Annotated in this window: 27 protein-coding genes; 13 read left to right on the plus strand and 14 right to left on the minus strand. The window is 54.1% G+C overall.

The genetic code is table 11. The features are described 5' to 3' along the window. Positions 1–15 precede the first annotated feature (15 nt). Genes secB through cysE form a run of 3 tightly spaced genes read left to right on the plus strand, consistent with a single transcriptional unit; the run spans position 16 to position 2373 of the window. Entirely contained in the window at positions 16–486 is a 471-nt protein-coding gene (gene secB / locus HB631_RS17610) for a protein-export chaperone SecB (RefSeq protein ID WP_213992481.1), read from the plus strand. Further along, on the plus strand, positions 486–1505 hold the full coding sequence (gene gpsA / locus HB631_RS17615; protein ID WP_213992482.1) for an NAD(P)H-dependent glycerol-3-phosphate dehydrogenase: 1020 nt from the start codon (positions 486–488) through the stop codon (positions 1503–1505). Before secB ends, gpsA begins: the two co-directional genes overlap by 1 nt. A 52-nt stretch (positions 1506–1557) precedes the next feature. Further along, positions 1558–2373 carry a serine O-acetyltransferase gene (gene cysE / locus HB631_RS17620; RefSeq protein WP_213992483.1) on the plus strand — a complete coding sequence of 272 codons (816 nt, stop codon included), beginning with the start codon at positions 1558–1560 and terminating at the stop codon, positions 2371–2373. A gap of 4 nt (positions 2374–2377) precedes the next feature. Here the strand turns inward: cysE and trmL are convergent, their stop codons facing one another. From trmL to cpxR, 3 genes are all read right to left on the minus strand, one after another. Beyond that, positions 2378–2845, minus strand: a complete 468-nt coding sequence (gene trmL / locus HB631_RS17625; RefSeq protein WP_213992484.1) for a tRNA (uridine(34)/cytosine(34)/5-carboxymethylaminomethyluridine(34)-2'-O)-methyltransferase TrmL — start codon at positions 2843–2845, stop codon at positions 2378–2380. A 149-nt stretch (positions 2846–2994) separates the two neighbouring features. Further along, positions 2995–4365, minus strand: a complete 1371-nt coding sequence (gene cpxA, locus HB631_RS17630; RefSeq protein ID WP_213992485.1) for an envelope stress sensor histidine kinase CpxA — start codon at positions 4363–4365, stop codon at positions 2995–2997. Next, positions 4362–5060 carry an envelope stress response regulator transcription factor CpxR gene (gene cpxR / locus HB631_RS17635; RefSeq protein WP_213992486.1) on the minus strand — a complete coding sequence of 233 codons (699 nt, stop codon included), beginning with the start codon at positions 5058–5060 and terminating at the stop codon, positions 4362–4364. Before cpxR ends, cpxA begins: the two co-directional genes overlap by 4 nt. A gap of 147 nt (positions 5061–5207) precedes the next feature. Here cpxR and cpxP point away from each other — a divergent pair, with 147 nt between their 5' ends. From cpxP to rbsR, 9 genes are all read left to right on the plus strand, one after another. After that, entirely contained in the window at positions 5208–5705 is a 498-nt protein-coding gene (gene cpxP, locus HB631_RS17640) for a cell-envelope stress modulator CpxP (protein ID WP_213992487.1), read from the plus strand. A gap of 760 nt (positions 5706–6465) precedes the next feature. Continuing rightward, positions 6466–7428, plus strand: a complete 963-nt coding sequence (pfkA, locus tag HB631_RS17645) for a 6-phosphofructokinase (RefSeq protein WP_213992488.1) — start codon at positions 6466–6468, stop codon at positions 7426–7428. A 177-nt stretch (positions 7429–7605) separates the two neighbouring features. Next, on the plus strand, positions 7606–8595 hold the full coding sequence (locus HB631_RS17650; RefSeq protein ID WP_213992489.1) for a sulfate ABC transporter substrate-binding protein: 990 nt from the start codon (positions 7606–7608) through the stop codon (positions 8593–8595). A 228-nt stretch (positions 8596–8823) separates the two neighbouring features. Then, a complete protein-coding gene (rbsD, locus tag HB631_RS17655; RefSeq protein ID WP_213992490.1) occupies positions 8824–9243 on the plus strand; it encodes a D-ribose pyranase in 420 nt (139 codons plus the stop codon). Positions 9244–9250: 7 nt separating this feature from the next. Further along, positions 9251–10762 carry a ribose ABC transporter ATP-binding protein RbsA gene (gene rbsA / locus HB631_RS17660; RefSeq protein WP_213992491.1) on the plus strand — a complete coding sequence of 504 codons (1512 nt, stop codon included), beginning with the start codon at positions 9251–9253 and terminating at the stop codon, positions 10760–10762. Next, positions 10762–11730, plus strand: coding sequence for a ribose ABC transporter permease (rbsC, locus tag HB631_RS17665; RefSeq protein WP_213992548.1), 969 nt, complete (start codon positions 10762–10764; stop codon positions 11728–11730). The genes rbsA and rbsC overlap by 1 nt, the downstream gene beginning before the upstream one ends. Positions 11731–11753: 23 nt before the next feature. Next, on the plus strand, positions 11754–12641 hold the full coding sequence (gene rbsB / locus HB631_RS17670; RefSeq protein WP_213992492.1) for a ribose ABC transporter substrate-binding protein RbsB: 888 nt from the start codon (positions 11754–11756) through the stop codon (positions 12639–12641). 83 nt (positions 12642–12724) lie between these two features. Next, entirely contained in the window at positions 12725–13651 is a 927-nt protein-coding gene (rbsK, locus tag HB631_RS17675; RefSeq protein WP_213992493.1) for a ribokinase, read from the plus strand. Beyond that, positions 13652–14653 carry a ribose operon transcriptional repressor RbsR gene (rbsR, locus tag HB631_RS17680; protein ID WP_213992494.1) on the plus strand — a complete coding sequence of 334 codons (1002 nt, stop codon included), beginning with the start codon at positions 13652–13654 and terminating at the stop codon, positions 14651–14653. It begins immediately after the preceding gene. A 213-nt stretch (positions 14654–14866) separates the two neighbouring features. Here the strand turns inward: rbsR and tpiA are convergent, their stop codons facing one another. The 6 genes from tpiA to HB631_RS17710 all read right to left on the minus strand — a co-directional run bounded on the left by tpiA (position 14867) and on the right by HB631_RS17710 (position 21046). Further along, entirely contained in the window at positions 14867–15634 is a 768-nt protein-coding gene (tpiA, locus tag HB631_RS17685; protein ID WP_213992495.1) for a triose-phosphate isomerase, read from the minus strand. A 125-nt stretch (positions 15635–15759) separates the two neighbouring features. Beyond that, on the minus strand, positions 15760–16350 hold the full coding sequence (locus tag HB631_RS17690; RefSeq protein WP_213992496.1) for a DUF1454 family protein: 591 nt from the start codon (positions 16348–16350) through the stop codon (positions 15760–15762). An 88-nt stretch (positions 16351–16438) separates the two neighbouring features. Next, positions 16439–17185: a ferredoxin--NADP(+) reductase gene (gene fpr / locus HB631_RS17695; RefSeq protein ID WP_213992497.1), complete on the minus strand. Its 747-nt coding sequence runs from the start codon at positions 17183–17185 to the stop codon at positions 16439–16441. Positions 17186–17490: 305 nt separating this feature from the next. After that, entirely contained in the window at positions 17491–18501 is a 1011-nt protein-coding gene (gene glpX, locus HB631_RS17700; protein ID WP_213992498.1) for a class II fructose-bisphosphatase, read from the minus strand. A 126-nt stretch (positions 18502–18627) separates the two neighbouring features. Next, positions 18628–20148, minus strand: coding sequence for a glycerol kinase GlpK (glpK, locus tag HB631_RS17705; RefSeq protein WP_213992499.1), 1521 nt, complete (start codon positions 20146–20148; stop codon positions 18628–18630). A gap of 49 nt (positions 20149–20197) precedes the next feature. Continuing rightward, a complete protein-coding gene (locus tag HB631_RS17710; RefSeq protein ID WP_213992500.1) occupies positions 20198–21046 on the minus strand; it encodes an MIP/aquaporin family protein in 849 nt (282 codons plus the stop codon). A 517-nt stretch (positions 21047–21563) separates the two neighbouring features. On the opposite strand from HB631_RS17710, the gene zapB reads away from it, so the two are divergent. Then, positions 21564–21803 carry a cell division protein ZapB gene (gene zapB / locus HB631_RS17715; RefSeq protein WP_213992501.1) on the plus strand — a complete coding sequence of 80 codons (240 nt, stop codon included), beginning with the start codon at positions 21564–21566 and terminating at the stop codon, positions 21801–21803. Positions 21804–21869: 66 nt separating this feature from the next. Here the strand turns inward: zapB and rraA are convergent, their stop codons facing one another. From rraA to ftsN, 5 genes are all read right to left on the minus strand, one after another. Next, positions 21870–22355, minus strand: coding sequence for a ribonuclease E activity regulator RraA (gene rraA, locus HB631_RS17720; RefSeq protein WP_213992502.1), 486 nt, complete (start codon positions 22353–22355; stop codon positions 21870–21872). A gap of 112 nt (positions 22356–22467) precedes the next feature. Continuing rightward, positions 22468–23385, minus strand: coding sequence for a 1,4-dihydroxy-2-naphthoate polyprenyltransferase (locus HB631_RS17725; protein WP_213992503.1), 918 nt, complete (start codon positions 23383–23385; stop codon positions 22468–22470). Positions 23386–23476: 91 nt separating this feature from the next. Then, positions 23477–24808, minus strand: a complete 1332-nt coding sequence (hslU, locus tag HB631_RS17730; protein WP_213992504.1) for an HslU--HslV peptidase ATPase subunit — start codon at positions 24806–24808, stop codon at positions 23477–23479. After that, complete coding sequence (gene hslV / locus HB631_RS17735) at positions 24796–25350, minus strand: ATP-dependent protease subunit HslV (protein ID WP_213992505.1); 555 nt, start codon at positions 25348–25350, stop codon at positions 24796–24798. The genes hslU and hslV overlap by 13 nt, the downstream gene beginning before the upstream one ends. Before the next feature lie 85 nt (positions 25351–25435). Next, positions 25436–26482, minus strand: a complete 1047-nt coding sequence (gene ftsN / locus HB631_RS17740) for a cell division protein FtsN (RefSeq protein ID WP_213992506.1) — start codon at positions 26480–26482, stop codon at positions 25436–25438. Positions 26483–26615: the final 133 nt, after the last annotated feature.

Consider the following 26615-nt stretch of genomic DNA (forward strand, 5'->3'; position numbering starts at 1 on the left):
CAAAGGGTTTTTTTAATGTCAGAACAAAATAGCACCGAGATGACGTTTCAGATCCAGCGCGTTTATACCAAGGACGTCTCTTTTGAAGCACCTAACGCACCGAAGGTTTTTCAGCAGGAATGGCAGCCTGAAATCAAACTGGATCTCGATACCGCCTCGACCCAGTTGGCGGAAGGTATCTATGAAGTGGTATTACGCGTGACGGTGACGGCGTTGCTGGGGGAAGAGACCGCTTTCCTGTGTGAAGTGCAGCAAGCGGGTATCTTTACCATTTCAGGAATCGACGGGACGCAGCTGGCTCACTGTCTGGGCGCCTATTGCCCGAATATTCTTTTCCCTTATGCCCGTGAGTGCATAACCAGCCAGGTATCCCGCGGTACGTTCCCGCAGCTTAACCTGGCGCCGGTGAATTTTGATGCCTTGTTCATGAACTATTTGCAACAGCAGACCGATGGTGAAGGAAACCAAACGACCCAGGAAGCCTGATGATGCCTAAAAGTGCCTCAATGATTGTCATCGGTGCCGGCTCCTACGGTACGGCTCTTGCCATTACCATGGCGCGAAACGGTCATGAGGTGTTGTTATGGGGGCATGAACCAGAGCATATCCATGCCCTGGAGGCGGCACGGTGCAACCAGGCCTTTTTGCCCGATGTGCCGTTTCCGCCTTCACTGCATCTTGAGACGGATTTGTCGCGGACTATGCGGTTCAGCCGCGACGTGCTGATTGTGGTGCCGAGCCATGTGTTCGGCAGCGTGCTGACTCAAATCAAGCCGCATTTGCGTCCCGATGCCCGCGTGGTCTGGGCAACCAAAGGGCTTGAGGCGGATACGGGGCGGTTATTGGCGGATGTCGCCCGCGAGGTATTGGGTGAAGCGATCCCCTTGGCGGTGATATCCGGGCCGACCTTTGCCAAGGAGCTGGCGGCGGGTTTACCCACCGCCATCGCGCTGGCATCCACCGACGCGGACTTTTCGGCCGATTTACAGTATCTGCTGCATTGCGGCAAAAGTTTCCGGGTCTACGGCAACGCTGATTTTATCGGCGTGCAGCTGGGTGGAGCGGTCAAGAATGTCATCGCCATCGGTGCCGGTATGTCGGACGGCATCGGATTCGGCGCCAATGCCCGAACGGCGCTTATCACCCGCGGGCTCGCGGAAATGTCGCGTCTCGGCGCCGCACTGGGGGCGGACCCCGGTACGTTTATGGGCATGGCGGGGCTGGGCGATCTGGTCTTGACCTGCACCGATAACCAATCCCGTAACCGTCGGTTCGGCATACTGCTCGGTCAGGGTGTCGACGTACAGACCGCCCAGGACGCCATCGGCCAGGTGGTGGAGGGTTATCGCAATACCAAGGAAGTGCTGGCGCTGGCGGGACGTTACGGTGTCGAAATGCCGATCACCGAACAGATCTACCAGGTGCTGTACAGGAATAAAAATGCCCACGAAGCGGCGTTAAGCTTGCTCGGACGAGCCCAGAAAGACGAGAAAACCGGTGGCTGACATCGGTGCCCTGTCCGTCAAGAGTGTTTACATCTGCAAAAGGGTCGTGAGTATGTCCACTGAAGAATTGGAAATGGTATGGAATAACATCAAAGCTGAAGCGCGTTTGCTGGCGGAGTGTGAACCCATGCTGGCCAGTTTTTTTCATGCCACGCTGCTTAAGCATGAAAATTTGGGCAGCGCGCTGAGTTATATGCTGGCGAATAAACTGGCCAATCCCATCATGCCGGCCATCGCCATCCGCGAAATAGTGGAAGAAGCGTATAAAAACGACGAACAAATGATTTATTCGGCGGCCTGCGATATCAATGCCGTGCGGCTGCGTGACCCCGCGGTGGATAAATATTCAACGCCGTTGTTATATCTTAAAGGATTTCATGCCCTGCAGGCCTATCGCATCGGCCACTGGTTATGGGGACAAGATCGGCAGGCGATGGCCATCTATTTCCAAAATCAGATCTCGGTCTCTTTTGGCGTCGATATCCATCCGGCCGCTCAAATCGGCTGCGGCATCATGCTTGACCATGCCACCGGTATTGTCATCGGCGAGACGGCCATTGTTGAAAACGACGTTTCCATACTGCAATCGGTGACCTTGGGCGGCACGGGTAAAACCAGCGGCGATCGTCATCCCAAAATTCGTGAAGGGGTCATGATCGGCGCCAATGCGACCATCTTGGGCAACATCGAGGTTGGGCGGGGCGCTAAAATCGGCGCGGGTTCGGTGGTATTACAATCGGTACCGCCCCATACCACCGCGGCCGGCGTTCCCGCCAGGATCGTCGGCAAGCCGGACAGCGATAAACCTTCCATGGATATGGATCAGTTTTTCGGCAGTCATGGTTTTGAGTATGGCGACGGCATTTAACATTTTACCTGCCCGCGCCGGCATAACCCAATTGTCGCCAGGCTTCATACACCACCACCGAAACGGCGTTTGATAAATTCATGCTGCGGCTGCCAGGTTGCATCGGGATACGGATTTTCCGGCCCATGGGCAGATTATCCAAAATAAACGGCGGCAAGCCCCGGGTCTCCGGACCGAACAGCAAATAATCCCCCGTCCGGTATTCCACCTCACTGTGCGCCGGGGTTCCTTTTGTGGTCAACGCAAACAACGTCCCCGGCTTTTCCTGTTCCAGGAACGCCGCGTAATCATGATGGCGTTTTATATGGGCGAATTCATGGTAATCCAGCCCGGCGCGGCGTAAACGTTTATCGTCCCAGGTAAATCCCAAAGGCTCGATAAGATGCAACGCAAAACCGGTATTGGCGCACAGCCGGATAATATTGCCGGTGTTAGGCGGGATTTCCGGTTCGTATAGAACGATATTCAACATACTGCCCCCTTGAAGAGGGCGAAGAATAACAAAAAAAAGCCCGACGTGCCGCAACTCCCCACAGCCTTCGGCTTCGACTGGCTAACGATGCTGCAATTATTGCCACGTCCTCAGATCATCGATGCTGCAATTATCGCCACGTCCTCAAGTCATCGATGCTGCAATGGCAGCCACATTACCAGGCGCAACCCACCTAGCGGACTGTCCTCAGCTTTGACCCAGCCGTGATGTTGCTCCACCGCTTTTTCAACGATAGCCAGGCCCAGGCCGGATCCGCCGGACTCACGATCGCGGGCTTCGTCGGTGCGATAGAAAGGACGGAAAATCTGTTCACGATCCTCTTCGCTTACGCCGGGTCCATCGTCATCCACCTGGATGGTCACGCCTTGAGCATCGGCGCTAAAGGCCACGGCAATGCGCTGATGGGAATAACGCAACGCATTGCGCACGACGTTCTCCAGGGCGCTGTCCAACGCCGCCGGATTACCCACCAATACCCAATTGCCCGGAGGCGCGGTAATTTCCAGGGTTTTCCCCATCTGCTCGGCTTCAAATTTCGCGTCCTCCAGCACATCGTTCCATAACTCGCTGGCCTTGATGAATTCCCGCGTCAATTCGTTCTTATGCTGATTACGCGACAATACCAGCAGGTCGTTAATCATGGAGTCCAGCCGCTGGGCTTCGGTTTCAATGCGCGCCAGTTCGTTGCCTTCGCCATGCTTGCGCCGCATAAGGGCCGTGGCCAACTGCAGACGGGTGAGTGGCGTGCGCAATTCATGGGAGATATCCGACAGCAGCCGTTGCTGCGCGGTGACCATTCTTTCCAGTGCGCTGACCATTTGGTTAAAGCTGACGCCGGTGGCTAAAAATTCCTGCGGACCGGCTTCCAGCTCGGGATGCTGGCGTAAATTACCCCTGGCCACTTCATCCGCGGCGTATTTAAGTTTGCGTGCCGGTTTTGCCAGGCTCCAGGCCAGCCAAAGCAGTAAAGGTATGCTGATAAGCATGGTAACAATCAGCAGTAAAAACGGCCGATCAAACATTAAATTGATGAAATCCGACTGTGAATTGCCTGCCGGCCGGATTTGATAAAGCTGATAATTATCATCCCCGTCTCGCACCGCGAAAGGACCGACCAATTCCATGCGGCCATATTTTTTCTTTTGCGGCTGATCCGAGTTATCGGATTGGCCGATGAAATTGCGGATGACCTGCATTTCGTTACGCTGAGCGCCGATAACCCGCCCCTCGCTGGTCACCAGAATCAAACGTTGTCCCGGCGGCGCCCATTTATCGATGGCGCGAAACAACCGGCGCCACCACATCAGATCGTTGGCCGGATCAGCGGCCAGTTCCGCCTCGACATGCTGTTGCAACATAACGCCTTGACGCTGTTCACTGTCCAGCAATGGGGTCAACTGGCGGGTATCCAGTTTTGGAACCATTAACACCAGCATCAAAACCAGCGCCAGGGTTAGCCAGAAGATGGCGAATATCCTCGCGGTCAAGCTATTAATCATGCGGCGGATACCATTAAATAACCCCGGCCCCGCAGCGTTTTGAACCAGGGATGCCCGTCTTTGCGCTCCGGTAATTTACGCCGCAGGTTGGAGATGTGCATATCGATTGCCCGATCAAACGGCGTCAGGCGCTTGCCCAGGACTTCCTGGCTTAAGTGTTCGCGGGAAACCACCTGGCCTAGATGCTGAGCCAGCAGATAGAGCAGGGTGAATTCCGTTCCGGTCAGCTCCAGAGGGATGCCATCGAAAGTCGCTTCCTGCCGGCCGGGATTGAGGCGCAGAAAGTCGACTTCCAGCGATGGCGTGCCGGTATCGCCGTTTTGCAGCTGTTCCGTCCATTGGGAACGGCGCAATATGGCCCTGATTCTGGCCACCAGCTCCCGATCGTTGAACGGCTTGGGCAGATAGTCATCCGCGCCCAGTTCGAGCCCCAGCACGCGATCCAGCTCGCTGCCGCGGGCGGTGAGCATAATCACCGGCGTCTGGTGTTGCTGGCGTAATTCCTTGAGCGTATCGATACCGTTTTTTCTCGGCATCATCACGTCCAGCAGCAAGAGATCCACCGAGTTGTCCAGCATATTCAACGCCTGTTCGCCGTCATAAGCCACCAGGACGTTAAAGCCTTCCATCTCGAGCAATTCTTTCAACAATGCCGTTAATTCACGATCGTCGTCGACCAAAAGGATTTTATTCATTTTCTCACCTCCAAACGCAAAATACGTCATCAATCACTACCAATCCATGACTTTACGTAGCTTTACATCCCCTGACGCTAGTTTGCAGCGGCATCAGTAGAATGGCTTCATCGTTAAGCAACTTAGTTATGGGTGTAGGGGTTAGGGATGCACAAACTTAACGCCATGTTCGTCGCCGCCACTCTTTTCTCCGTAAACACCGTGGCGGGTGAGAATATTGCAACGGGAAGTTGGCATCAGGATGACATCGCAAACCGATGCGGCGATAGTCATTACAGTATGTTTGAAGGCGTTAGGCTGACGGAACACCAGCGGCAGCAAATGCGCGATTTGATGAGCCAGGCTCGCCTTGATATTCCCCGTATCAATGTGAGTGAAATGGAACAGTTGCATGCATTGGTAACAGCAGAAATTTTTGATGAGCCGGCTGTCAGGGCCCAAATGGAAAAAATGGCCCAACAAAATGTCATTCGTCAGGTGGAAATGGCTAAAGTGCGGAATCAAATGTACAACCTGCTTACGCCGGAGCAAAGACAAATTTTGAATCAGAAACATCAGCAGCGCCTCGCCGAAATGGCGTCGCAAATGACCGAAATGGACCCATCTTCTGCCCAGAAGCCGGTACAGAGTGTGACCCTTAAGTAAAACATCTTCATTTTTCCTTGCCATAGACACCATCCCTGTCTTCCCCCACCGAAAGGTGGGGTTTTTTTTCAAACACTTATACGTCAAATTACCTAAAAGCAGCAGATTAAAAACTGTAAGCCACCGCCGGCAATGACAAGCACGTTAGATGGCGGCCGACTAAGGCTAAATCAACATGCCCGGCAAACTTGGCAATGCTACGATATTATCGCCGTACAGCATAAAATGACTTGCAAAAGTGTGACATAAACCAAAGGATGGCTGCTTGCCGGACAGACCGGCGCAGATCTGGTTTTAGTGACGCTGAGACCTTATGAAAATAAGTCATCCATACGCCGCCGGGCATCATAAAAATGACCAGCAAAAGGCTTATCATCTTTTGAACAACCGGTGGCGCCGATTCGCGGCATTGCATTGGTTTTTGCCGGTTCGCAACATCCATTATCAACTCAGGTGCTGCATGTGCCGATGATTGGCATTATGGTAATTGCGGCATCAAGCCAGAAACATCCCTTTTCCCATCAGGTTACAAATTGTCCCGCTTACCGAGTGGTGAAAAGCTAAGACACTGGCAAATGTAATGCATTATCATTGGGCATAAACGTGACGATAGTGGGAAATTGCCTGACCTGAATCAATTCAGCAAAAGGGATTTGATATACTATTTCCACCATAAGCCATAGGTTCGGATCTCATCCGTTCCTCAAAGTTAACCGGCATAGTGTATTCTACAAATAATAGCTAAAGCTCAGAGGTAGTCATGATTAAGAAAATCGGTGTACTGACAAGCGGTGGTGATTCACCAGGCATGAATGCAGCGATCCGGGGCGTTGTGCGCGCCGGACTTTCCGAAGGATTGGAAGTTTATGGCGTCTATGATGGTTTCCTCGGACTGTTTCAGGATCGAATGAGCAAGCTCGACCGCTATAGCGTATCGGATATGATTAACCGTGGCGGCACCTTTTTGGGTTCGGCTCGTTTCCCTGAGTTCCGTGAAGAGGGAACCCGCGTCATTTCCATTGAGAACATGAAAAAACGCGATTTGGATGCGCTGGTGGTGATTGGCGGCGACGGTTCCTACATGGGGGCCAAGCGCCTCACTGAAATGGGCTTTCCCTGCATCGGTTTGCCCGGCACCATCGATAACGATGTTGCGGGTACCGATTATACCATCGGTTATTTTACCGCGCTGGAAACGGTGGTCGAAGCTATAGACCGGCTACGTGATACCTCTTCCTCACATCAGCGTATTTCCATCGTTGAGGTCATGGGCCGCTACTGCGGCGATCTTACCATGTCGGCGGCCATTGCCGGTGGATGTGAATTTATTGTCTTGCCGGAAGTTGAGTTCAAACCGGAAGATTTGGTTTATGAAATCAAAGCCGGCATCGCCAAAGGTAAAAAACACGCCATCGTCGCCATCACCGAACATATCTGTAATATCGGTGAATTGGCGCAATATATTGAAAAAGAAACCGGCCGTGAAACCCGTGCCACCGTCCTGGGCCATATCCAGCGCGGCGGCAGCCCGGTGGCCTATGACCGCATCCTTGCATCGCGCATGGGGGCCTTTTCAATTGAATTGCTGTTGCAGGGTTATGGCGGACGCTGCGTCGGGGTGCAAAACGATAAATTAGTCCATCACGACATTATCGACGCCATTGAAAACATGAAACGGCCATTCAAAAGCGATCTGCTGGAATGTGCTAAAAAACTCTACTAATCGCCGTCGTTCCCCGCCATTACAAGCCCCCGTTAACGGGGGTTTTTTATACCCCGCTTTGATTAGTTCTTTTACTTATATAAATTACGTTTTTATTCTTTAAAATGTTACATGTTTTCTGACACTCTCTGCTTAAACGATTTTCAAGTGATAAAAAGACTCTTCGGGAGAGCAACGATGTCAAAGTGGCAAGCAGGGCTGTTGTTGATTTTATTGTCGGGAAGCGCGCTGGCAAAGGATATCCAGTTATTGAACGTGTCTTATGACCCGACACGGGAGTTATATCAGGACTACAATCCGGCTTTCAGCAAATACTGGCTGGCGAAGACCGGCGACAAGGTTACCATCCGTCAATCCCACGGCGGTTCGGGGAAGCAGGCCACCTCGGTCATTAACGGCATAGATGCGGACGTGGTGACGCTGGCGCTGGAGTCTGACGTGGATGCCATCGCAGCGCGCGGGCGTATCGATAAAAACTGGATAACCCGGCTGCCCGATAACTCGGCGCCCTATACCTCCACCATCGTTTTCCTGGTGCGCAAAGGCAACCCGAAACAAATTCATGACTGGCCTGATTTAATCAAACCGGGCATCTCGATCATCACGCCGAACCCGAAAACCTCCGGCGGCGCGCGTTGGAATTACCTGGCCGCCTGGGGTTATGCGTTGCATCACAATAACAACGATCAGGCGAAGGCGCAGGACTTTGTCAAAGGGGTATATAAAAACGTCACCGTATTGGATTCCGGCGCCCGCGATTCCACCAACACCTTTGTGGAACGGGGCCTCGGCGACGTGCTGATCGCGTGGGAAAACGAGGCTCTATTGGCGGTGAACAAGGTAGGTAAAGGCCAGTTTGATATCGTTGTCCCCAGCGAGTCGATTGTGGCGGAGCCTACGGTATCGGTAGTCGATAAAGTGGTGGATAAACGGGGAACCCGTGACGTGGCTACCGCTTATTTGCAATATCTCTATTCCCCGGAAGGCCAACGTATCGCGGCCAGAAATTATTATCGCCCCCGTGACCCGGCGGTGGCGAAGGAATTTGCCGATAAATTTCCGCAGCTTAAGCTGTACAGTTTAAAGGATGTGTTCGGAAGCTGGCAGCAGGTGCAAAAAGTGCATTTCTCCGATGGCGGCAGCTTCGATCAAATCAACAAGCGCTAACCGTTATTCCAAACAAAAAGCCGATGGATGATGTCCATCGGCTTTTTTTTCCCCGATTTACTCTTCTCGCTTCACTCTCAAATGCAACTGCTAAAGCGCAGAACCCTTTATGTTGCCAGCGAAACGTTTCGATGGCGATCACAATTCCTTTGGATTGCACTTGTGCAGCTAAGCTTTTTTAACTAATTTCTTGTTCAGCGAAACGTTTCGCTGGTGGAGGCAGGAAAAATGAAGAAAGGTGTATTGCTGAACGCTGAGGTCTCCGCGCTCGTCTCCCGTCTGGGCCATACGGATCAGGTAACGATTGCCGATGCCGGGTTGCCTATACCCTCATCCAGCCAAAGAATCGATCTGGCATTGACCCAGGGGGTGCCGTCCTTTTTACAGGTAGTGAGTGCGGTCACCAGTGAAATGCAGGTGGAAAAGGCCATTCTGGCGAAGGAAATGGCGGAAAATAACCCGCAGCTATACGTGGCGCTGCTGGCGCAGTTGACAGAGCTTGAGCAACGGCAGGGGAATACCATTTCCATCGAATATATCAGCCATCAGGTATTCAAAGCCCAGACTGCATACAGTCGCGGTGTCATTCGCAGCGGGGAATGTTCACCTTTTGCCAATGTCATCCTGTGCTCCGGCGTCACCTTCTGAGGCATCTATGCAACCGTTACTGCAATTGACAGGGATAGATAAATCCTTTCCGGGGGTTAAGGCGCTCACCGGGGCGGCGCTGACGGTTTATCCCGGCCGCGTTATGGCGTTGGTGGGTGAAAACGGCGCCGGTAAGTCCACCATGATGAAAGTGCTGACCGGGATCTACAGCAAGGATGCGGGCACCCTGTCCTACCAGGGGAAGGAAGTGGCGTTCAGCGGGCCTAAGGCGTCCCAGGAAGCCGGTATCGGCATTATCCATCAGGAATTGAATCTTATCCCGCAGTTGACCATTGCGGAAAATATCTTCCTGGGCCGCGAATTCCTCAATCGGTTCGGCGGTATCGATTGGAAACGGATGTATAGCGAAGCTGACCAGCTATTGGCACGGCTCAATCTTCGTTACAGCAGCCACCGCCTTGTGGGGGAGTTATCCATCGGCGATCAGCAGATGGTGGAGATAGCCAAGGTTATCAGCTTCAAGTCCCAGGTTATCATCATGGATGAACCCACCGATGCGCTCACCGATACCGAAACGGCGTCGCTGTTCAGCGTCATAAACGAACTCAGGCATCAGGGCTGCGGCATCGTTTATATTTCCCATCGGTTAAAAGAGATTTTTGAAATTTGCGACGATGTCACGGTGCTGCGCGACGGGCAGTTTATCGCCGAACGCCGGGTAACCGATTTACAGGAGGACGCCCTGATTGAAATGATGGTGGGACGTCGCCTGGAAGAGCAGTATCCACGGATTAATGTCAGTCCCGGCGAGGAACGTTTGGCGGTCAGTCACCTTAGCGGTCCCGGCGTCCAGGATGTCAGCTTTACGCTGCGCCGCAGTGAAATTCTCGGGGTCGCGGGCTTGATGGGCGCGGGGCGCACGGAACTCATGAAAACCCTGTATGGCGCGACGAAGCGCACCGGCGGTACGGTGGTGCTGGACGGGCGCGCCATTATGACCCGCACCCCACAGGATGGACTGGCTAACGGTATTGTCTATATTTCCGAGGATCGTAAGCGGGACGGGCTGGTACTGGGGATGTCGGTGAAAGAGAACATGACTTTGACCGCCCTGCGTTATTTCAGCCGTCAGGGCGGCGGATTGAAACATGCGGAAGAACAGCAGGCGGTGGGGGATTTCATTCGTTTATTCAATATCAAAACGCCTTCAATGGAGCAGCCTATCGGCCTGCTGTCCGGCGGCAATCAGCAAAAGGTCGCCATTGCCCGCGGTTTGATGACCCGGCCGAAGGTATTGATTCTGGATGAACCGACCCGCGGCGTCGATGTGGGCGCCAAGAAAGAAATTTATCAGTTGATTAATCAGTTCAAGGAAGAAGGGCTCAGTATCATTTTGGTTTCCTCTGAGATGCCCGAAGTGCTGGGAATGAGCGACCGCGTCATGGTGATGCATGAGGGACGTTTAAGCGGCATATTCCCCATAGGGCAGGCCACCCAGGAGATACTGATGGCCGCGGCCGTCGGTAAGCAATATCGTACCCAGCAGGAGAATCAATGATGAGTACCCGGACCATTCCCGTTAAACGCGGTTTCAGTAAAACCTGGCTCTTAGAACAAAAATCATTGATTGCGCTGCTGGTGCTTATCGCCGTGGTGTCTTCGATGAGTTCGAATTTCTTCAGTCTCAATAACCTGTTCAATATTCTCCAGCAGACCTCCGTGAACGCCATTATGGCGGTGGGCATGACGCTGGTGATCTTGACCGCGGGTATCGATCTTTCCGTAGGTTCGCTGCTGGCCCTCACCGGTGCGGTGGCGGCGTCGGTGGTGGGTCTTGAAATCAACGTATTCGTGGCGGTGGGCGCCTCGCTGGTACTGGGGGCGGCAATTGGCGCCGTCACCGGGGTTATCGTGGCCAAAGGCAAAGTGCAGGCCTTTATCGCTACCCTGGTGATGATGCTGCTGCTGCGGGGCGTCACCATGGTATATACCAACGGCAGTCCGGTGAATACCGGTTTCAGCGGTGTGGCCGACGCGTTCGGCTATTTCGGCATCGGCCGCCCGCTGGGCGTGCCTACGCCTGTATGGATTATGGCGGTGGTGTTTCTCGCCGCCTGGTACATGCTGCACCACACTCGTTTGGGCCGTTATATCTACGCGTTGGGTGGCAACGAAGCCGCGACGCGCTTGTCCGGTATCAGCGTCGATAAAGTCAAGATTATTGTTTATTCATTGTGCGGGCTGACGGCGGCGCTGGCTGGCGTGATTGAAGTGGCCCGGCTCTCTTCGGCGCAGCCCACCGCCGGTACCGGTTATGAGCTGGATGCCATTGCCGCCGTGGTATTGGGCGGAACCAGTCTGTCCGGCGGTAAGGGACGGATCATGGGAACGCTGATAGGCGCGCTGATCCTTGGATTTTTAAATAACGGACTGAATTTGTTAAGCGTTTCTTCTTACTATCAGATGATTGTAAAGGCTGTCGTCATTTTGTTGGCGGTATTGGTAGATAACAAAAGCGGTAAATAACCTCCCCTGCAGGAATCATAAAGATGAAAATGAAAAAATTGGCTGTTTTGATGTCCGCCGTTGCGTTAAGCGCCACTCTCAGCGCAAACGCCCTGGCAAAAGATACAATTGCGCTGGTGGTTTCCACCCTGAATAATCCGTTCTTTGTTTCGATGAAAGACGGGGCGCAACAGGAAGCGAATAAACTGGGTTATCAATTGGTGGTCCTCGATTCGCAGAATAACCCGGCCAAGGAATTGGCTAACGTACAGGACCTGACGGTTCGCGGCGTCAAGTTGATGATGATCAATCCCACGGACTCCGATGCGGTGGGGAATGCCGTGATCCTGGCCAACCAATCCAAGATTCCGGTGATCACGCTCGATCGTAAAGCGAACAAAGGCCAGATTGTCAGCCATATCGCGTCGGACAACCGGGTCGGCGGCAAGATGGCAGGTGATTTTATCGGGCAAAAACTGGGCAATAACGCCAAGGTTATCGAACTTGAGGGAATTGCCGGTACCTCAGTGGCCCGTGAGCGTGGCGAAGGGTTCAAACAGTCCGCCGATCGGTACAAATTCACCATGTTTGCTAGCCAACCCGCCGATTTCGACCGCACCAAAGGACTTAACGTCATGCAGAACCTGCTGACCGCCCATCCGACGGTTCAGGCGGTGTTCGCTCAAAACGACGAAATGGCGTTAGGGGCGATGCGTGCCTTGCAAACCGTTAATAAAACCGATGTGCTGGTGGTGGGGTTTGATGGCACGGCGGATGGCCTGAAAGCGGTGCAGAGCGGCAGGATGGCCGCCACCGTGGCGCAACAGCCCGATCAGATTGGTATTATCGGTGTTGAAACCGCTGACAAGGTGCTAAAAGGCGGCAAAGTGGATGCCGTTATCCCGGTTGCCCTTAAGTTGGTCACTAAATAACGCCGGTTCACTTTCTACAATGAGGTATTGCGTCATCGCCCCATCGGCATGGGGCGATGACGCATCCAATCAGGATAAATGCGATGGCAACTAATAAGCTGGTGGTGCTGGGCAGTATCAATGCCGATCATATCCTCAACCTTGAGCATTTCCCCCGTCCCGGCGAAACGGTTATCGGGAAGAATTACACGGTCGCTTTCGGCGGTAAAGGTGCCAACCAGGCGGTAGCGGCCGGGCGCAGCGGGGCGAAGATTGATTTTATCGCCTGTGTGGGCGAGGACGATATCGGGCAGCGAATTCGCAGGCAATTGGCGGCGGATAACATCGACATTCAATCGGTGGAAGCCAGCCAGGGAACCACCACCGGCGTCGCGCTGATTTTTGTCAATCGGGACGGCGAAAACGTGATTGCTATCGATCCGGGCGCCAACGCCTCGCTTACGCCGGATTATCTGACCCGACACCAGAAAAAGATTATCGACGCTTCCGTACTGCTGATGCAGCTGGAGTCGCCGCTGGAGACGGTAATTGCCGCCGCTAAACTGGCAAAGCTGCATCAAACACAGGTTATTTTGAATCCGGCCCCGGCCCGTCAGTTGCCGGATACGTTGTTGGAATTGGTGGATATCATTACCCCCAATGAAACCGAAGCGGAACGCCTGACGGGGGTGTCCATCGACGATGACGCCTCCGCCGCCCGCGCCGCGCAAATACTCCATGGCAAAGGTATCTCCACGGTGATGATTACTCTGGGGAGCCGGGGCGTATGGCTTAGCCGGCAGGGCCATGGCAAACTGATACCGGGTTTCAAGGTCGACGCGGTGGATACCATCGCGGCGGGGGATACATTTAATGGCGCGCTGGTCACGGCGTTGCTGGAAGGGGAAGAGATGGATAACGCGGTGAGATTTGCCCATGCCGCCGCCGCTATTGCGGTAACCCGTTCGGGTGCGCAGCCTTCCATTCCCTGGCGCACTGAAATCGACGCCTTTTTGCAAGGGTTAGACTAGTTGTCCACCATGAAAGATGTCGCCCGTTTGGCGGGCGTTTCAACCTCTACCGTCTCCCATGTGATCAATGACAATCGATTTGTCAGCGATGGGGTGCGCGACAAGGTTCTGGCGGCGGTGGAGCAGTTGAATTATGCGCCCTCGGCCCTGGCCCGCAGTTTGAAGATAAACCAGACGCGCACCATCGGGATGTTGATAACCTCCAGTAATAACCCGTTTTATGCGGAAGTGGTGCACGGGGTCGAACGCAGCTGTTATGAGCGCGGTTACAGCCTGATCCTGTGCAATACCGAGGAGGATGCGGATCGCATGAGCCGCAGCATGGAAACGCTGCTGCAAAAACGCGTGGACGGCCTGCTTATCATGTGTACCGAAAATAATCGCCCCTCACGGCTGGCGCTTCGCCGCTATCCGTCGCTGCCTATCGTGATGATGGATTGGACGCCTTTTGAAGACGCTCTGGATATTATCCAGGATAATTCGCTGCTGGGGGGCGAGATGGCCACCCGCTATCTGATTTCCCGCGGCTATCATAAGATTGCCTGCATTGCCGGGCCCCAGGATAAAACCACCGCCCGTCACCGGCTGGAGGGATACCGTCTCGCCATGAGCCGCGCCGGTCTGGTTATCCCGACCGGCTATGAAGTGTTCAGCGATTTCGAATTCGGCGGCGGCGTGGCGGCGATGAAACAGTTGTTGACGCTGCCTGAACCGCCCCATGCGGTTTTTACCGGCAATGACGCGGTGGCGGTAGGCGTTTATCAGGCATTGTTCCAGGCCGGGCTGACAGTGCCGGCGGATATGGCGGTGGTGGGGTATGACGATATCGAGCTGGCGAAATATCTTACCCCGCCGCTGACGACCATTAATCAGCCGAAAGACTCTCTCGGCGAACTGGCCATCGATACCTTGCTCTATCGGCTGCAACATCCTGAGACCGAGCCGCAGGTACTGGTGCTGACCCCGGAACTGGTAGAGCGAGCGTCGGTGGGGCGTCGTTGAGGCTACTTGACACGGTCTCCCTTTAACACGCTCGGTTTAACCGCTGGTGATCGCGGGCCTACCGTGCCATGAGGCACTCGGTCGGCTTTCGCCGATTCGATCCGGTCCTTGGCATGCTCTTTCTTCCCTATGTTCAATAGGGATTGTCCATGGCTTGCGATTGTGCAATAAAAAACGGGAGCGCGAGGCCCCCGTTTTCCGTCCTGATGGCTATCAGGCCTGTTTGGCTTCTGCCGCGGCTTTGACGATAACGGCAAACGCATCGGCTTTCAGCGAAGCGCCGCCCACCAAGGCGCCGTCGATATCCGGCTGGGTGAAGAGTTCAGCGGCGTTGCCGGCGTTAACCGAGCCGCCGTACTGAAGAATAACCTGTTCGGCTATCGCGGCATCCTGCTTGGCGATATGGTCGCGGATAAATTTATGCACGGCTTGTGCCTGGGCCGGCGTGGCGGATTTGCCGGTGCCGATGGCCCAGATAGGCTCATAGGCGATAACGGCGTTTTCGAACGCGCTCGCGCCCAGAGTGGTTAATACGGCATCCAGCTGGCGGGCGCAAACCGCTTCGGTTTGCCCGGCTTCGTTTTCGGCTTCGCTTTCACCGATACAGAGCACCGGAATCAGTCCGGCATCTTTCAGTACCGAGAATTTCTTCGCGATCAGCTCATCGCTTTCTTTATGATAGGTACGGCGTTCGGAATGGCCGATGATGATGTATTTGGCGCCGATGTCTTTAAGCATGGTGGCGGAAACTTCACCGGTAAACGCGCCGGACAGATTGATGTCGACGTTTTGGGCACCTAAAGCCAGGCGGCTGCCGGCAAGCTGGTGTTTGGCCTGATCCAGATACATCACCGGCGGCGCAATAGCCACATCACAGCCGACAACGCCACTCAGTTCACTGCGTAGGGCAGTAATCAGATCATTAACCAAATGTTTGCTGCCATTCAGTTTCCAGTTACCCATCACTAACGGATGTCGCATTGTTATAATCTCCAATCAGGAACGCGAAGCGAAAATTGATTGCCTTTACGGCAGTCTTACCTGTTCCACAGTATAGAGATTTAATATCGTGGTGGCTTTGTTTTTTGTCATCTAACGCGGAGGGATCAAGGCTCGGCTAAAGCGAGTTTAACGGGTTCGATGGCGAAAGTAAGACCCTTAACGCCATCATCCGCCACCACATAACGCAACGGCCCCCAGGATTGCTGAAAAAAATGGGAACCCCGGCCTTTCGCCAACAAATCCGAGACCCGGGCCGAGCTTTGTTCCACGGTTAAACCGGGTTCAAACTCACGCACCAGCGCGGCCATGTAGCTGATGGCGGTGGTGCGGGCGGATTTTTCGCCGCCCACCACCGGCAAATAGGTAAGTTGCAGGGTTTTTATTTTACCGCTGCCTTTTTCCAGGGCGGTGGATGCGTAGAGGGTACTGTTAATCTTGCTGGCGGCGCGGGTCAGATTGATAAGATCATTTCGGTTGTCGATGGATCTGAATTCACCGATAGGCAAGGTGGGATTATGATCGTTATATTGTTCACGAAATTTTACGATGGTTAAATCGAACGTCGGTGCGCCGGCCAACAGATAGGGTGCCACCGGTGCTGACCCGGTGGATGTATCGGCGGCATGGACCTGTGTCCAGAGCGCGCCCAGCAGCAGACCCGTGGCGGCGAAGCGGAGATACCTGTTCTTATCCATTTACCACCCTATGCAATACCCAAGCGGATGAACCTGTCCTTATCCATTTACAAACCTATTAATTCCCATCCAGGCCGCATCCTGCCGTTTACCAGTAGTGCTCGCTGGTGATATGGCCCGGCTTGCGGCGCAGGTGTTTTCGCATCTCGCGCGTTTCTTTCAATAATTGCTGGGTATCCCGCACCATTTGCGGGTTACCGCAGAGCATGACATGGCCGTCTTCCGCGTTCAATTTTACCCCCACCGACTGTTCCAGCGAGCCGTTGGCAATCAACGCCGGAACACGACCGGTGAGTGAACCGGGCACCGTTTCACGACTGACCACGGTCTGAATATGCAGTTTGCCGTTAAGGCGCTGCTGCAGTTCAAGCATCAACGGCAGATAGCTGAGATCGCGGGCATAGCGCGCAGCATGCACCAGAACAATGTTTTTAAAGCGCTCCAGTCCTTCCCCATATTGCAAAATGGACAGGAACGGACCCAGCGCCGTGCCGGTGGCCAGCATCCACAGCGTTTCGCAGGGAGGAATTTCGTCAAGGACGAAGAAACCTGCGGCTTCCTTGGTGACCATCAGGCTGTCGCCCGGTTGCATGGCATGCAGCGGCGGGCTGAGTTTTCCTTCCGGTACCGTCACCAAATAAAATTCAAGAGTGGTGTTATTCGGCGCATTCACATACGAATAGGCGCGCTGGACGCGCTCGCCGTTGATCTCCAGGCCGAGTTTGGCAAACTGGCCTGCGGCGAAGGAATCCACCGGTGCACGAACATACAGGCTGAAAAGACTTTCCGTCCAGTGCTCCACACGTATGATTTCCCCATTAACCCATTCAGCCATAAAGCTTTTCCCCTTGGTCCTTCCAATCTATACCCGTCATAATTCAAGTTGCAGGTGCGTTGGCTTTCCTCGCTCACCCCAGTCACTTACCTGAGTAAGCTCCTGGGAATTCGCTGCGTTGCCGCCTTCCCGCGACTTGAATTATTTAGGGTATATAATTTTACCGATGAATAATATTCCACTCTGTCACAGCGGCTTTTGATCATGGCGATGGCGCCATTATCAGTTAATTTTGTCATTGCATCCAGTCCGGCTCCCGATTCTTGTTAAGAAAAAGTTGCATCCGGAGGGATCCCTTGATGTCGTTAAAGGATAAACGGATGCAGGGCAGGATCTTTACGATCAAGATAATGAGTGGACGCGATGCGTCGGATCGTCCGGCTGTTGCCGCGAATCAGCAGGGTTTCGGTGGTGGCGAGCAGTCCTTTGCGGGTAATGCCGTTTAATAAATCCCCTTTGGTAATGCCGGTGGCGGAAAAGACCACATTATCGTTACGCGCCATATCATTCAGCCGTAGCACGGTATTGGCGGCGATGCCCATGGCTGCGCAACGGGCGAGTTCATCGGCGCCAATGCGCAGGTTCATTTCGTTTTCGCCTTTCACCTGGTGGCGGGGCAGAAGCCGGCCCTGCATATCGCCATCCATGGCGCGGATTGCCGCCGCGGAAATCACTCCCTCCGGCGCACCGCCGATGCCGTACATCACATCCACCTCGCTGTCCGGCATGCAGGTAAGTATGGACGCCGCCACGTCGCCATCGGGAATGGCAAACACCCGTACGCCCAATCGCTGCAAATCGGCGATGGTTTGCTCATGGCGGGGTTTGGCCAGGATGATGACGGTTAACTGTGACAAAGGCTTACCCAGTTTGCGGGCAACGTTGCGTAGATTGTCGTCCAGGGGCAACGCCAGGTCGATGACGCCTTTGGCTGCCGGTCCCACCGCAATTTTTTCCATGTACATATCGGGGGCGTGTAAAAAGCTGTCTTTTTCACCCACCGCCATCACCGTCAGGGCATTGGGCTGGCCCATTGCCGTCATGCGGGTTCCTTCGATGGGATCAACCGCGATATCTACCGCATCGCCCCGGCCGGTGCCCACCGCTTCACCGATATAAAGCATCGGCGCTTCATCGATTTCCCCTTCGCCGATTACGATCCGGCCATCGATGTCCACCTGATTGAGCATGATGCGCATGGCCTGAACCGCGGCGTTGTCGGCGGCATTTTTGTCGCCGCGACCGAGCCAGCAATAGCCCGCCAGCGCGGCGGCTTCCGTTACCCGGGAGAATTCAATGGCTAATTCACGTTTCATGGTTAAACCTTGTGTTGCAACTTTAATTGAAGTTTGCCACAAAGTTTATCACATTCGGCACGCTTTCCGGACAGTACAAGAATCGCCGGAAAAAGTAAGGCCCATTCATTGAATGGGCCTTATGCCTTAGTCCTTCTGTTCCTCATGCTCTTCCCATGAACGGGCGCGCGCCACCGCCTTTTGCCAACCGCGATAGAGGGCATCGCGTTCCGCGGTTTCGATGGCGGGATGGAACTCCCGTTCAATCACTGATTTGCTGCGCACTTCTTCCAGGTCGTTCCAGAAACCCACCGCCAGTCCGGCCAGGTAGGCCGCGCCCAGCGCGGTCACTTCCCGCACTTGCGGCCGTTCCACCTTGGTGCCGAGGATATCCGACTGGAATTGCATCAGGAAGTTATTGGCCACCGCGCCGCCGTCCACCCGCAATGACTTCAGCCGGGCGCCGGAATCCCCCTGCATGGCATCCAGCAAATCACGGGTTTGGTAGGCGATGGATTCCAGGGTGGCGCGGATTATATGGTTGGCGTTAACCCCGCGGGTCAGGCCGAAAATGGCCCCGCGCGCATAGGGGTCCCAGTAGGGGGCGCCCAGGCCGGTAAAGGCCGGCACCACGTAGACGCCGTTGGTGTCGTTCACCTTGCCGGCGAAATAATCGGTGTCGGCGGCGTCGCTGATAAGCTTCATTTCATCACGCAGCCACTGGATAGCCGCGCCGGCGACGAACACCGCCCCTTCCAGCGCATAGTTCACCTCGCCGCGTGGGCCGCAGGCGATGGTGGTCAGCAGGCCGTGTTTCGACCGTACCGCTTCGGTGCCGGTATTCATCAGCAGGAAGCAGCCGGTGCCGTAGGTATTTTTGGCCATGCCCTTCTCGACGCACAGCTGACCGTACAGGGCGGCCTGCTGGTCGCCGGCGATGCCGGCGATGGGAATACGGGTCCCGCCTTTACCGCCGATATTGGTCTGGCCGTAGACTTCCGAGGAGGAGCGCACCGTCGGCAGCATGGAGCGCGGGATATCCAGCGCGTCCAGCATTTTTTCATCCCAGTCCAGGGCATGGATATTGAACAGCATGGTGCGGGAAGCGTTGGTATAGTCGGTTACATGCACCCGGCCCTGGGTCATGCGCCAGATAAGCCACGTATCGATGGTGCCGAACAGCAGCTCGCCGCGTTTGGCCCGTTCCCTGGCGCCTTCCACGTTATCCAGGATCCATTTGACCTTGGTGCCGGAGAAATAGGGGTCGATGACCAGCCCGGTGGTTTCGCGCACATACTCTTCCAGCCCGTCTTTTTTCAATTTTTCGCAAATATCGGCGGTACGGCGGCACTGCCAGACAATGGCGTTATACACGGGTTTGCCGGTTTCCTTATCCCACACCACCGCGGTTTCGCGCTGGTTGGTGATGCCGATGCCGGCAATTTGGTCGGAGCGGATATCGGCCTTGGCCAGGACTTCCACCAGGGTTGAACTTTGCGACGCCCAGATTTCCATCGGGTCATGCTCCACCCAGCCGGGTTTGGGATAGATCTGGGTGAATTCACGCTGTGAAACGCTGACGATATTGGCCTCGTGGTCGAGGATAATGGCCCGGGAACTGGTGGTTCCCTGGTCGAGGGCAACGATGTATTTTTTTTCAGATGGCATAATGTTTTCCTGCAAAAGTTATCGTTCTAATGGTGGATAAGGGTGGTCATTACGCTTTATGCTCGCTGCCGCTGGGGCGCGTCTCTTCCATTCCGTCTTCGATCACCGCGGAAGGCAAATGAGGACCGATAAGCGCACGGTAGCCGAACGCTCCCAGGCAGGCGCCCACCACCGGCGCAATCAGCGGCACCAGGAAGTAGGGGATATCGCGTCCGCCGGTGAAGGCCACCTTGCCCCAGCCGGCCAGATAGGCGAATACCTTGGGTCCGAAATCACGGGCCGGGTTAAGGGCGAAGCCGGTCAGCGGTCCCATGGAGGCGCCAATCACCGCAATGAGCAGGCCGATGAGCAGCGGCGCCAGCGCCCCGCGGGGAATGCCGTTGCCGTCGTCGGTCAGCGCCAGGATCAGGCACAGCAGAATGGCGGCGATAACCGTTTCCACAAAGAACGCCTGCACCACGTTGATATGCGCATTGGGATAGGTGGAAAAAATGCTGGCGAGCTGCAAACTCTGCACGCTTCCCCGCACCATATGGTTCGCCTGTTCGAAATCAAAAAACAGGCTGTAATAAAGAAAATAAACCACCGCCGCGCCGGCAAAGGCGCCAAGCGTTTGCGAGACGATATAGGGCAGCAATTTACGGCCTGCAAAATTGCCGAATAAACACAGGGCAATGGAAACCGCCGGATTCAGGTGGGCGCCGGACACCGCGGCGGTGAGATAGATCGCCATGGCGACGCCCATACCCCAGATAATGCTGATTTCCCATTGTCCGAAGCTGGCTCCCGCCAGTTTCAGTGCGGCGACACAGCCGACTCCGAAGAATATTAACAGCGCTGTTCCAAGGAATTCCGCGATGCATTGGCCTGTTAGCGTTGGCGTTTTTAATTGGCTCATAGACTTTTCCTGCTGGCGAATAGGTGAGGTCATAGCAAAGAGTGGTCTCTGCTTACCGAAATTGATTTAACCTAAAAGCATATGTAGGCATCTTGTAAATTTATCGTTAATGAGCGGAAACGAGAAATATCGAAATCGAAATGTGTGCAGTTCGTCATAAAAATGAGCGAATACGCTTAATATATGATAGAAAGGCATTCATTCAAGCCGATCTATCACTCCGGTGTTCAACTATTAATGTTAAAGATATTGGGAAATTTTAGTAAAAGGAGGTAAATCTTTCAGCGGCATAGAGGTTGTATAGCGTACAATGTCGGACGTATTCGACCTTCTGGACGATAGCGGCTGGACAGCGGGGACCGACCTACTTAAAATCCGTTCTTCGGACTTTCAACATCAACGTTATTTCGACACGCGCCGACCATGGTGTACGGTGCATGGTGCGGATGTTAACAAAGGTTACACATTAGTGTAACGCAAATTTACGATGACACCTTGTAGGCTTAAGGGGGCTGAAATGGCTTTTGAAGTATTTGAAAAATTAGAAGCGAAGGTACAGCAAGCAATTGATACCATAACGCTTTTACAAATGGAAATTGAAGAATTGAAAGAGAAGAACAACAGCCTGACGCAGGAAATCCAACAAGCTTCCAGCAATCGTGAATCATTGATTAACGAAAACGAACAATTGAAGCAGGAACAGGGTGTATGGCAAGAGCGTTTGCGCGCATTGCTCAGCAAAATGGAAGAGGTGTAACTACCTTGACCCAAAGGGCGACGACGAACCGCCCTTTGGTTATAAGAAGGGTTTTATCCGCAGCGGTTATTCCAGGTCGAGTGCCTCTTCCGAGAGGATGATACCGGTATTGTCGGCATATAAATGATCGCCGGAGAAGAAGGTGACACCGCCGAAATTGACCCGTATGTCGCTTTCACCGATACCCTCGCTCGCGGCGCCCGCCGGCGTGGCGGCCATCGCTTGAATGCCCAGATCCAGTTCTTCCAGATCGTCCACCTGGCGCACCGCACCGTACACTACGATACCTTCCCACTGATTCTGCATAGCCAGGTTACCCAGCTCGGCATTGATCAGCGCCCGCCGGACCGAACCGCCGCCATCCACAACCAGCACCCGGCCAAGCCCGTTTTCCTCGAGCACATCGTATAACAAACCATTATCCTCGAAGCATTTCACGGTAATGATTTGCCCGCCAAACGATGTCCTCCCGCCAAAATTACTGAAAAGAGGTTCCACAACATTCACGTCTTCATGATAAATGTCGCACAGTTCTGAGGTATCGTATTTCATAGGATTTACGTCGGTTTGCCGCTGGAGCCCAAAGTATATCGCTTTCTTACTCCAGTTGCCAAAATCATCAATTGCTAAGTTGATACGCATCAGAAAAATGCACGACAAATAATCAACTAAACAGTAAGCCGACAGCAAATAAAATGTTGATTAATAAGGCGCATTTTACGGTTTTTTCCAACATCGGCCGGATGCCCGACGGGTTGGTTTCATGCAAAACATAGCGCGCTTGCATATATAATGCGGGTACGGTCAAGACAAAAAGCCAGCCCACCAGGTTATGCAGTTCCAGCAGGGTAAAAATCGCCAGACAAACCACCGCGCCAGCCAGCAACAGGACGTGATAATAACGCGCACGCATTGGACCGAGCCTCACCGCGAGGGTATTCTTGCCATTGAGGCGGTCGCTTTCAATATCCCGCAAATTGTTGATGTTTAATACCGCCGCGGCTAAAAAACCGCAGGCGGTAGCGGGCAACATCACCACGCTATGAAAAGCGCCGGTTTGCAGGTAATAGCTGCCTCCCACGCTGAGCCAGCCGAAAAAGATCAGCACCGACAGATCGCCAAGCCCCATGTAGCCATAGGGACGGGTGCCCATGGTATAGGTGATGGCGGCGATAATCGACAGCACTCCCAAGACCAGAAAGCCCAGGATATCGGTGGGTTTTTCACAGGCGATCCAGATCAAAACCGCCCCGGATATCAGTGTTGAAAAGATGGCCGCCACCAGGGCGACCTTCATTTGTTCACGGGTAATAATGCCCAATTGCATCCCGCGCAGCGGTCCGATACGGCCTTTTTCGTCACTGCCTTTAACCGCATCGCCGTAATCATTGGCTAAATTGGATAAAATCTGCAGTAGCGCGGCGGTTATCAGCGCCATCAGGGCAACGACGGGTTTGAAATGACCTTGCCAGCCGGCCATGGCCGAGCCGGTGACAATGGAGGCTAACGCCAACGGCAGAGTTCGCAGGCGCAGGCTGACCATCCAGGCTTTGGCAGGGCTTAAGGTGACGGTTTGGCTCATAATTAACGGATCTTTATGTTAATACCCGGTTTTAGTGAAAAAAAAAGGAGGCCGCAGCCTCCCGTTTCGGATGTCATCTATCCCATCGCGATTAGAGAATAAACCGGCTCAAATCTTCATCAGATATTAGCTCATCCAAATGACTACGAACATAATCTGCATCAATTGAAATAGTTTTACCATCCCATTCACTGGCATCATAAGAAATATCCTCCATCAGCCGTTCAAGAACGGTATGCAGCCGACGGGCACCAATATTTTCGGTGCGCTCATTGACCTGCCAGGCCGCTTCCGCGATACGGCGAATACCGTCGCCGGTGAACTCGATGTTCACCCCTTCGGTGGCCATCAACGCTTTGTACTGAATGGTCAGCGACGCGCTCGGTTCGGTAAGGATACGTTCGAAATCATCTGTGGTCAGGGCTTCCAGCTCAACCCGGATGGGTAAACGGCCTTGTAATTCCGGAATCAGATCGGACGGTCTGGACGTCTGGAACGCGCCGGAAGCGATAAAGAGGATATGATCGGTCTTCACCATGCCGTGCTTGGTGGAAACGGTACAGCCTTCCACCAGCGGCAACAGATCCCGTTGCACCCCTTCCCGAGAAACATCCGGTCCGGAGGTTTCTCCACGTTTACAGATTTTATCGATCTCGTCGATAAACACGATCCCATGCTGCTCAACGGCTTCGATGGCCGTCTCTTTCAGCTCTTCCGGGTTTACCAGCTTGGCCGCTTCTTCTTCCACCAACAGTTTCAGCGCTTCTTTGATCTTTATCTTGCGGGGCTTTTGTTTCTGTCCGGCCAGATTTTTAAACATCGATTGCAGCTGATTGGTCATTTCTTCCATGCCGGGGGGCGCCATAATTTCGACCCCCATCGGCGCGGCGGCAAGATTAATCTCTATCTCTTTCTCATCCAGTTCGCCTTCACGCAGTTTTTTGCGGAAATTTTGCCGGGCAGCCGAAGGTTCAGCCGACTCTTCCGGCTGGCCCCAGTTGTTTTTGGCCGGCGGGAGCAGGACGTCAAGCACCCGTTCCTCCGCCAGTTCTTCCGCGCGGTGGCGATTTTTATCCATAGATTGCAAACGCACCATCTTGACGGCGGCATCGGTGAGATCGCGGATAATTGAATCCACTTCCTTGCCGACATAACCCACTTCGGTGAATTTGGTCGCCTCGACCTTAATGAAGGGCGCGTTGGCGAGTTTCGCCAGACGGCGGGCAATTTCCGTTTTCCCGACGCCGGTGGGCCCAATCATTAAAATATTTTTGGGCGTGACTTCGTGGCGCAATGCTTCGTCCAGTTGCATGCGGCGCCAGCGGTTACGTAATGCGATAGCCACCGCTCGTTTCGCATTATGTTGGCCGATGATATAACCATCGAGTTCGCTGACGATTTCGCGTGGGGTCATTTCGGACATATTATGGATCCTTGCGCTTCGTACGTTAATTCTTCAATAGTATGGAATTGGTTGGTATAAATACAGATATCTCCGGCGATGGACAACGCTTTCTCAACGATATCCCGCGCTCCCAGGTCGGTATTATCCAACAAAGCCCGTGCGGCTGCCTGGGCGTAAGGCCCGCCGGAACCGATTGCAATCAGATCGTTTTCCGGCTGGATCACATCGCCGTTGCCGGTAATAATGAGCGAGTGTTTTTTATCCGCTACCGCCAGCAGCGCTTCGAGTTTGCGCAACATCCGATCGGTACGCCAATCCTTGGCCAGCTCCACGGCAGCCTTCATCAGATGGCCCTGGTGCAATTCCAGTTTACGTTCAAATAATTCAAATAGCGTAAAGGCATCGGCGGTGCCGCCGGCAAAGCCCGCGAGCACCTGATCATGATGCAAGCGCCGGACTTTGATAACATTGCCCTTCATTACTGTGTTTCCCAGAGTGGCCTGGCCATCGCCACCAATTACCACATGGCCGTTGCGGCGTACGCTTACGATTGTTGTCACGAGCAACTCTCCGGTAGAGATAGATTGAAGCCCTGACATTCATCCAGGGCATTTGAAGTTATAAATGGGGCGGGATTGGGGTTTTTCAACCCCCGCTAGCAATGGGAATACAATTTGATACCCCGGAGCCACGCAGATTTTGCAGAGATTTGTCTGCGCTGGCGCGGTTGGGATAGGGGCCTAACATCACACGATTCCAACCGCCACTGGTGGCGATGCGGCTTTCAACACCGCCGAACGCCAACTGGGCACGGACAGATTCAGCTTGATCCATCACCTTGTAAGAACCGCATTGAATTACCCAGCGCTGGGATTTTTCCTTCGCCGCGCTCTCCGTCTTGGCCTCGGCTTTCGGCGTTGGCGACGCCTGTACCGGCGGACGGGATTGTGTTAAGGCGGTAATCGGCGCTTGGCGCGGTTGCTCAGAGGCGACGGGCGGTGTCTGGCGCGGTTGCGTGGCGGCGGACGGAGCCTGGCGCGGCGCGGTCAGGGCGGTGGAGGGCGTCTGACGCGGCTGTGGGGTTGCGGATTGCACTTGCCGTGGCGTGACAAGGGTAGTGGCAGGCGCTTGACGCGGCTGCGGGGTAGCGGGTTGCACCTGGCGAGGCGTAATTTGAGTGGCGGAAGGCGCCTGGCGCGGCAATGGCTGTGCCGAGAACGGGTTTGTCGAGGACCGGCCGGTATTGGCCGCGGCGTTCCTGGTTTGATCGTTATAAGGCACTTCATTCAGATGGGTGGGCTGCTGACGCATATCCGCCTGCATTTGTTCAAGCAATTGACGCTGTTCGTCGGTCAATTGCGCCGGCGATTGCACTTCCCCCCCGGCAGTGGGTTCGGTGGGCGTCTGCACGCCTATCTGACGGTTTTCCAGCTCTTTGATATATCGCCAGCGCTCTTCGGGTTTAGGCGGCAGGCCGTTATTGGTGTGATTACCGTGACTCGGTAAAATTACCGCCTCTTCCGTTTTATTGTGTGCAATAAAATAGAGACCGCCAATAAACGTTATCAATACGGCAACCGCCAAAGCGATCATGGTTTTTGAAATGCCGGAAGACGTGCGTTTTTTTCGACTGCTTGGTTTTCTGCGCCGCGTATTGGTCCTTCCACGGCTTACATAGTCTCTTTGTGCCACTATTATTTCGCTAAGTTTGAGAAAGTAACCAGCCCGTCATGTTACTGAAGGCAATATTATTTGACCAGCGCCTGCATTCCTAAAGAAGCATGTTATGTTTTTATCCCCGTCATACTTCAAGTTGCAGATGCGT

It is taken from the genome of Sodalis sp. dw_96, assembly GCF_018449575.1.
Classification (GTDB): Bacteria; Pseudomonadota; Gammaproteobacteria; order Enterobacterales; family Enterobacteriaceae; genus Acerihabitans.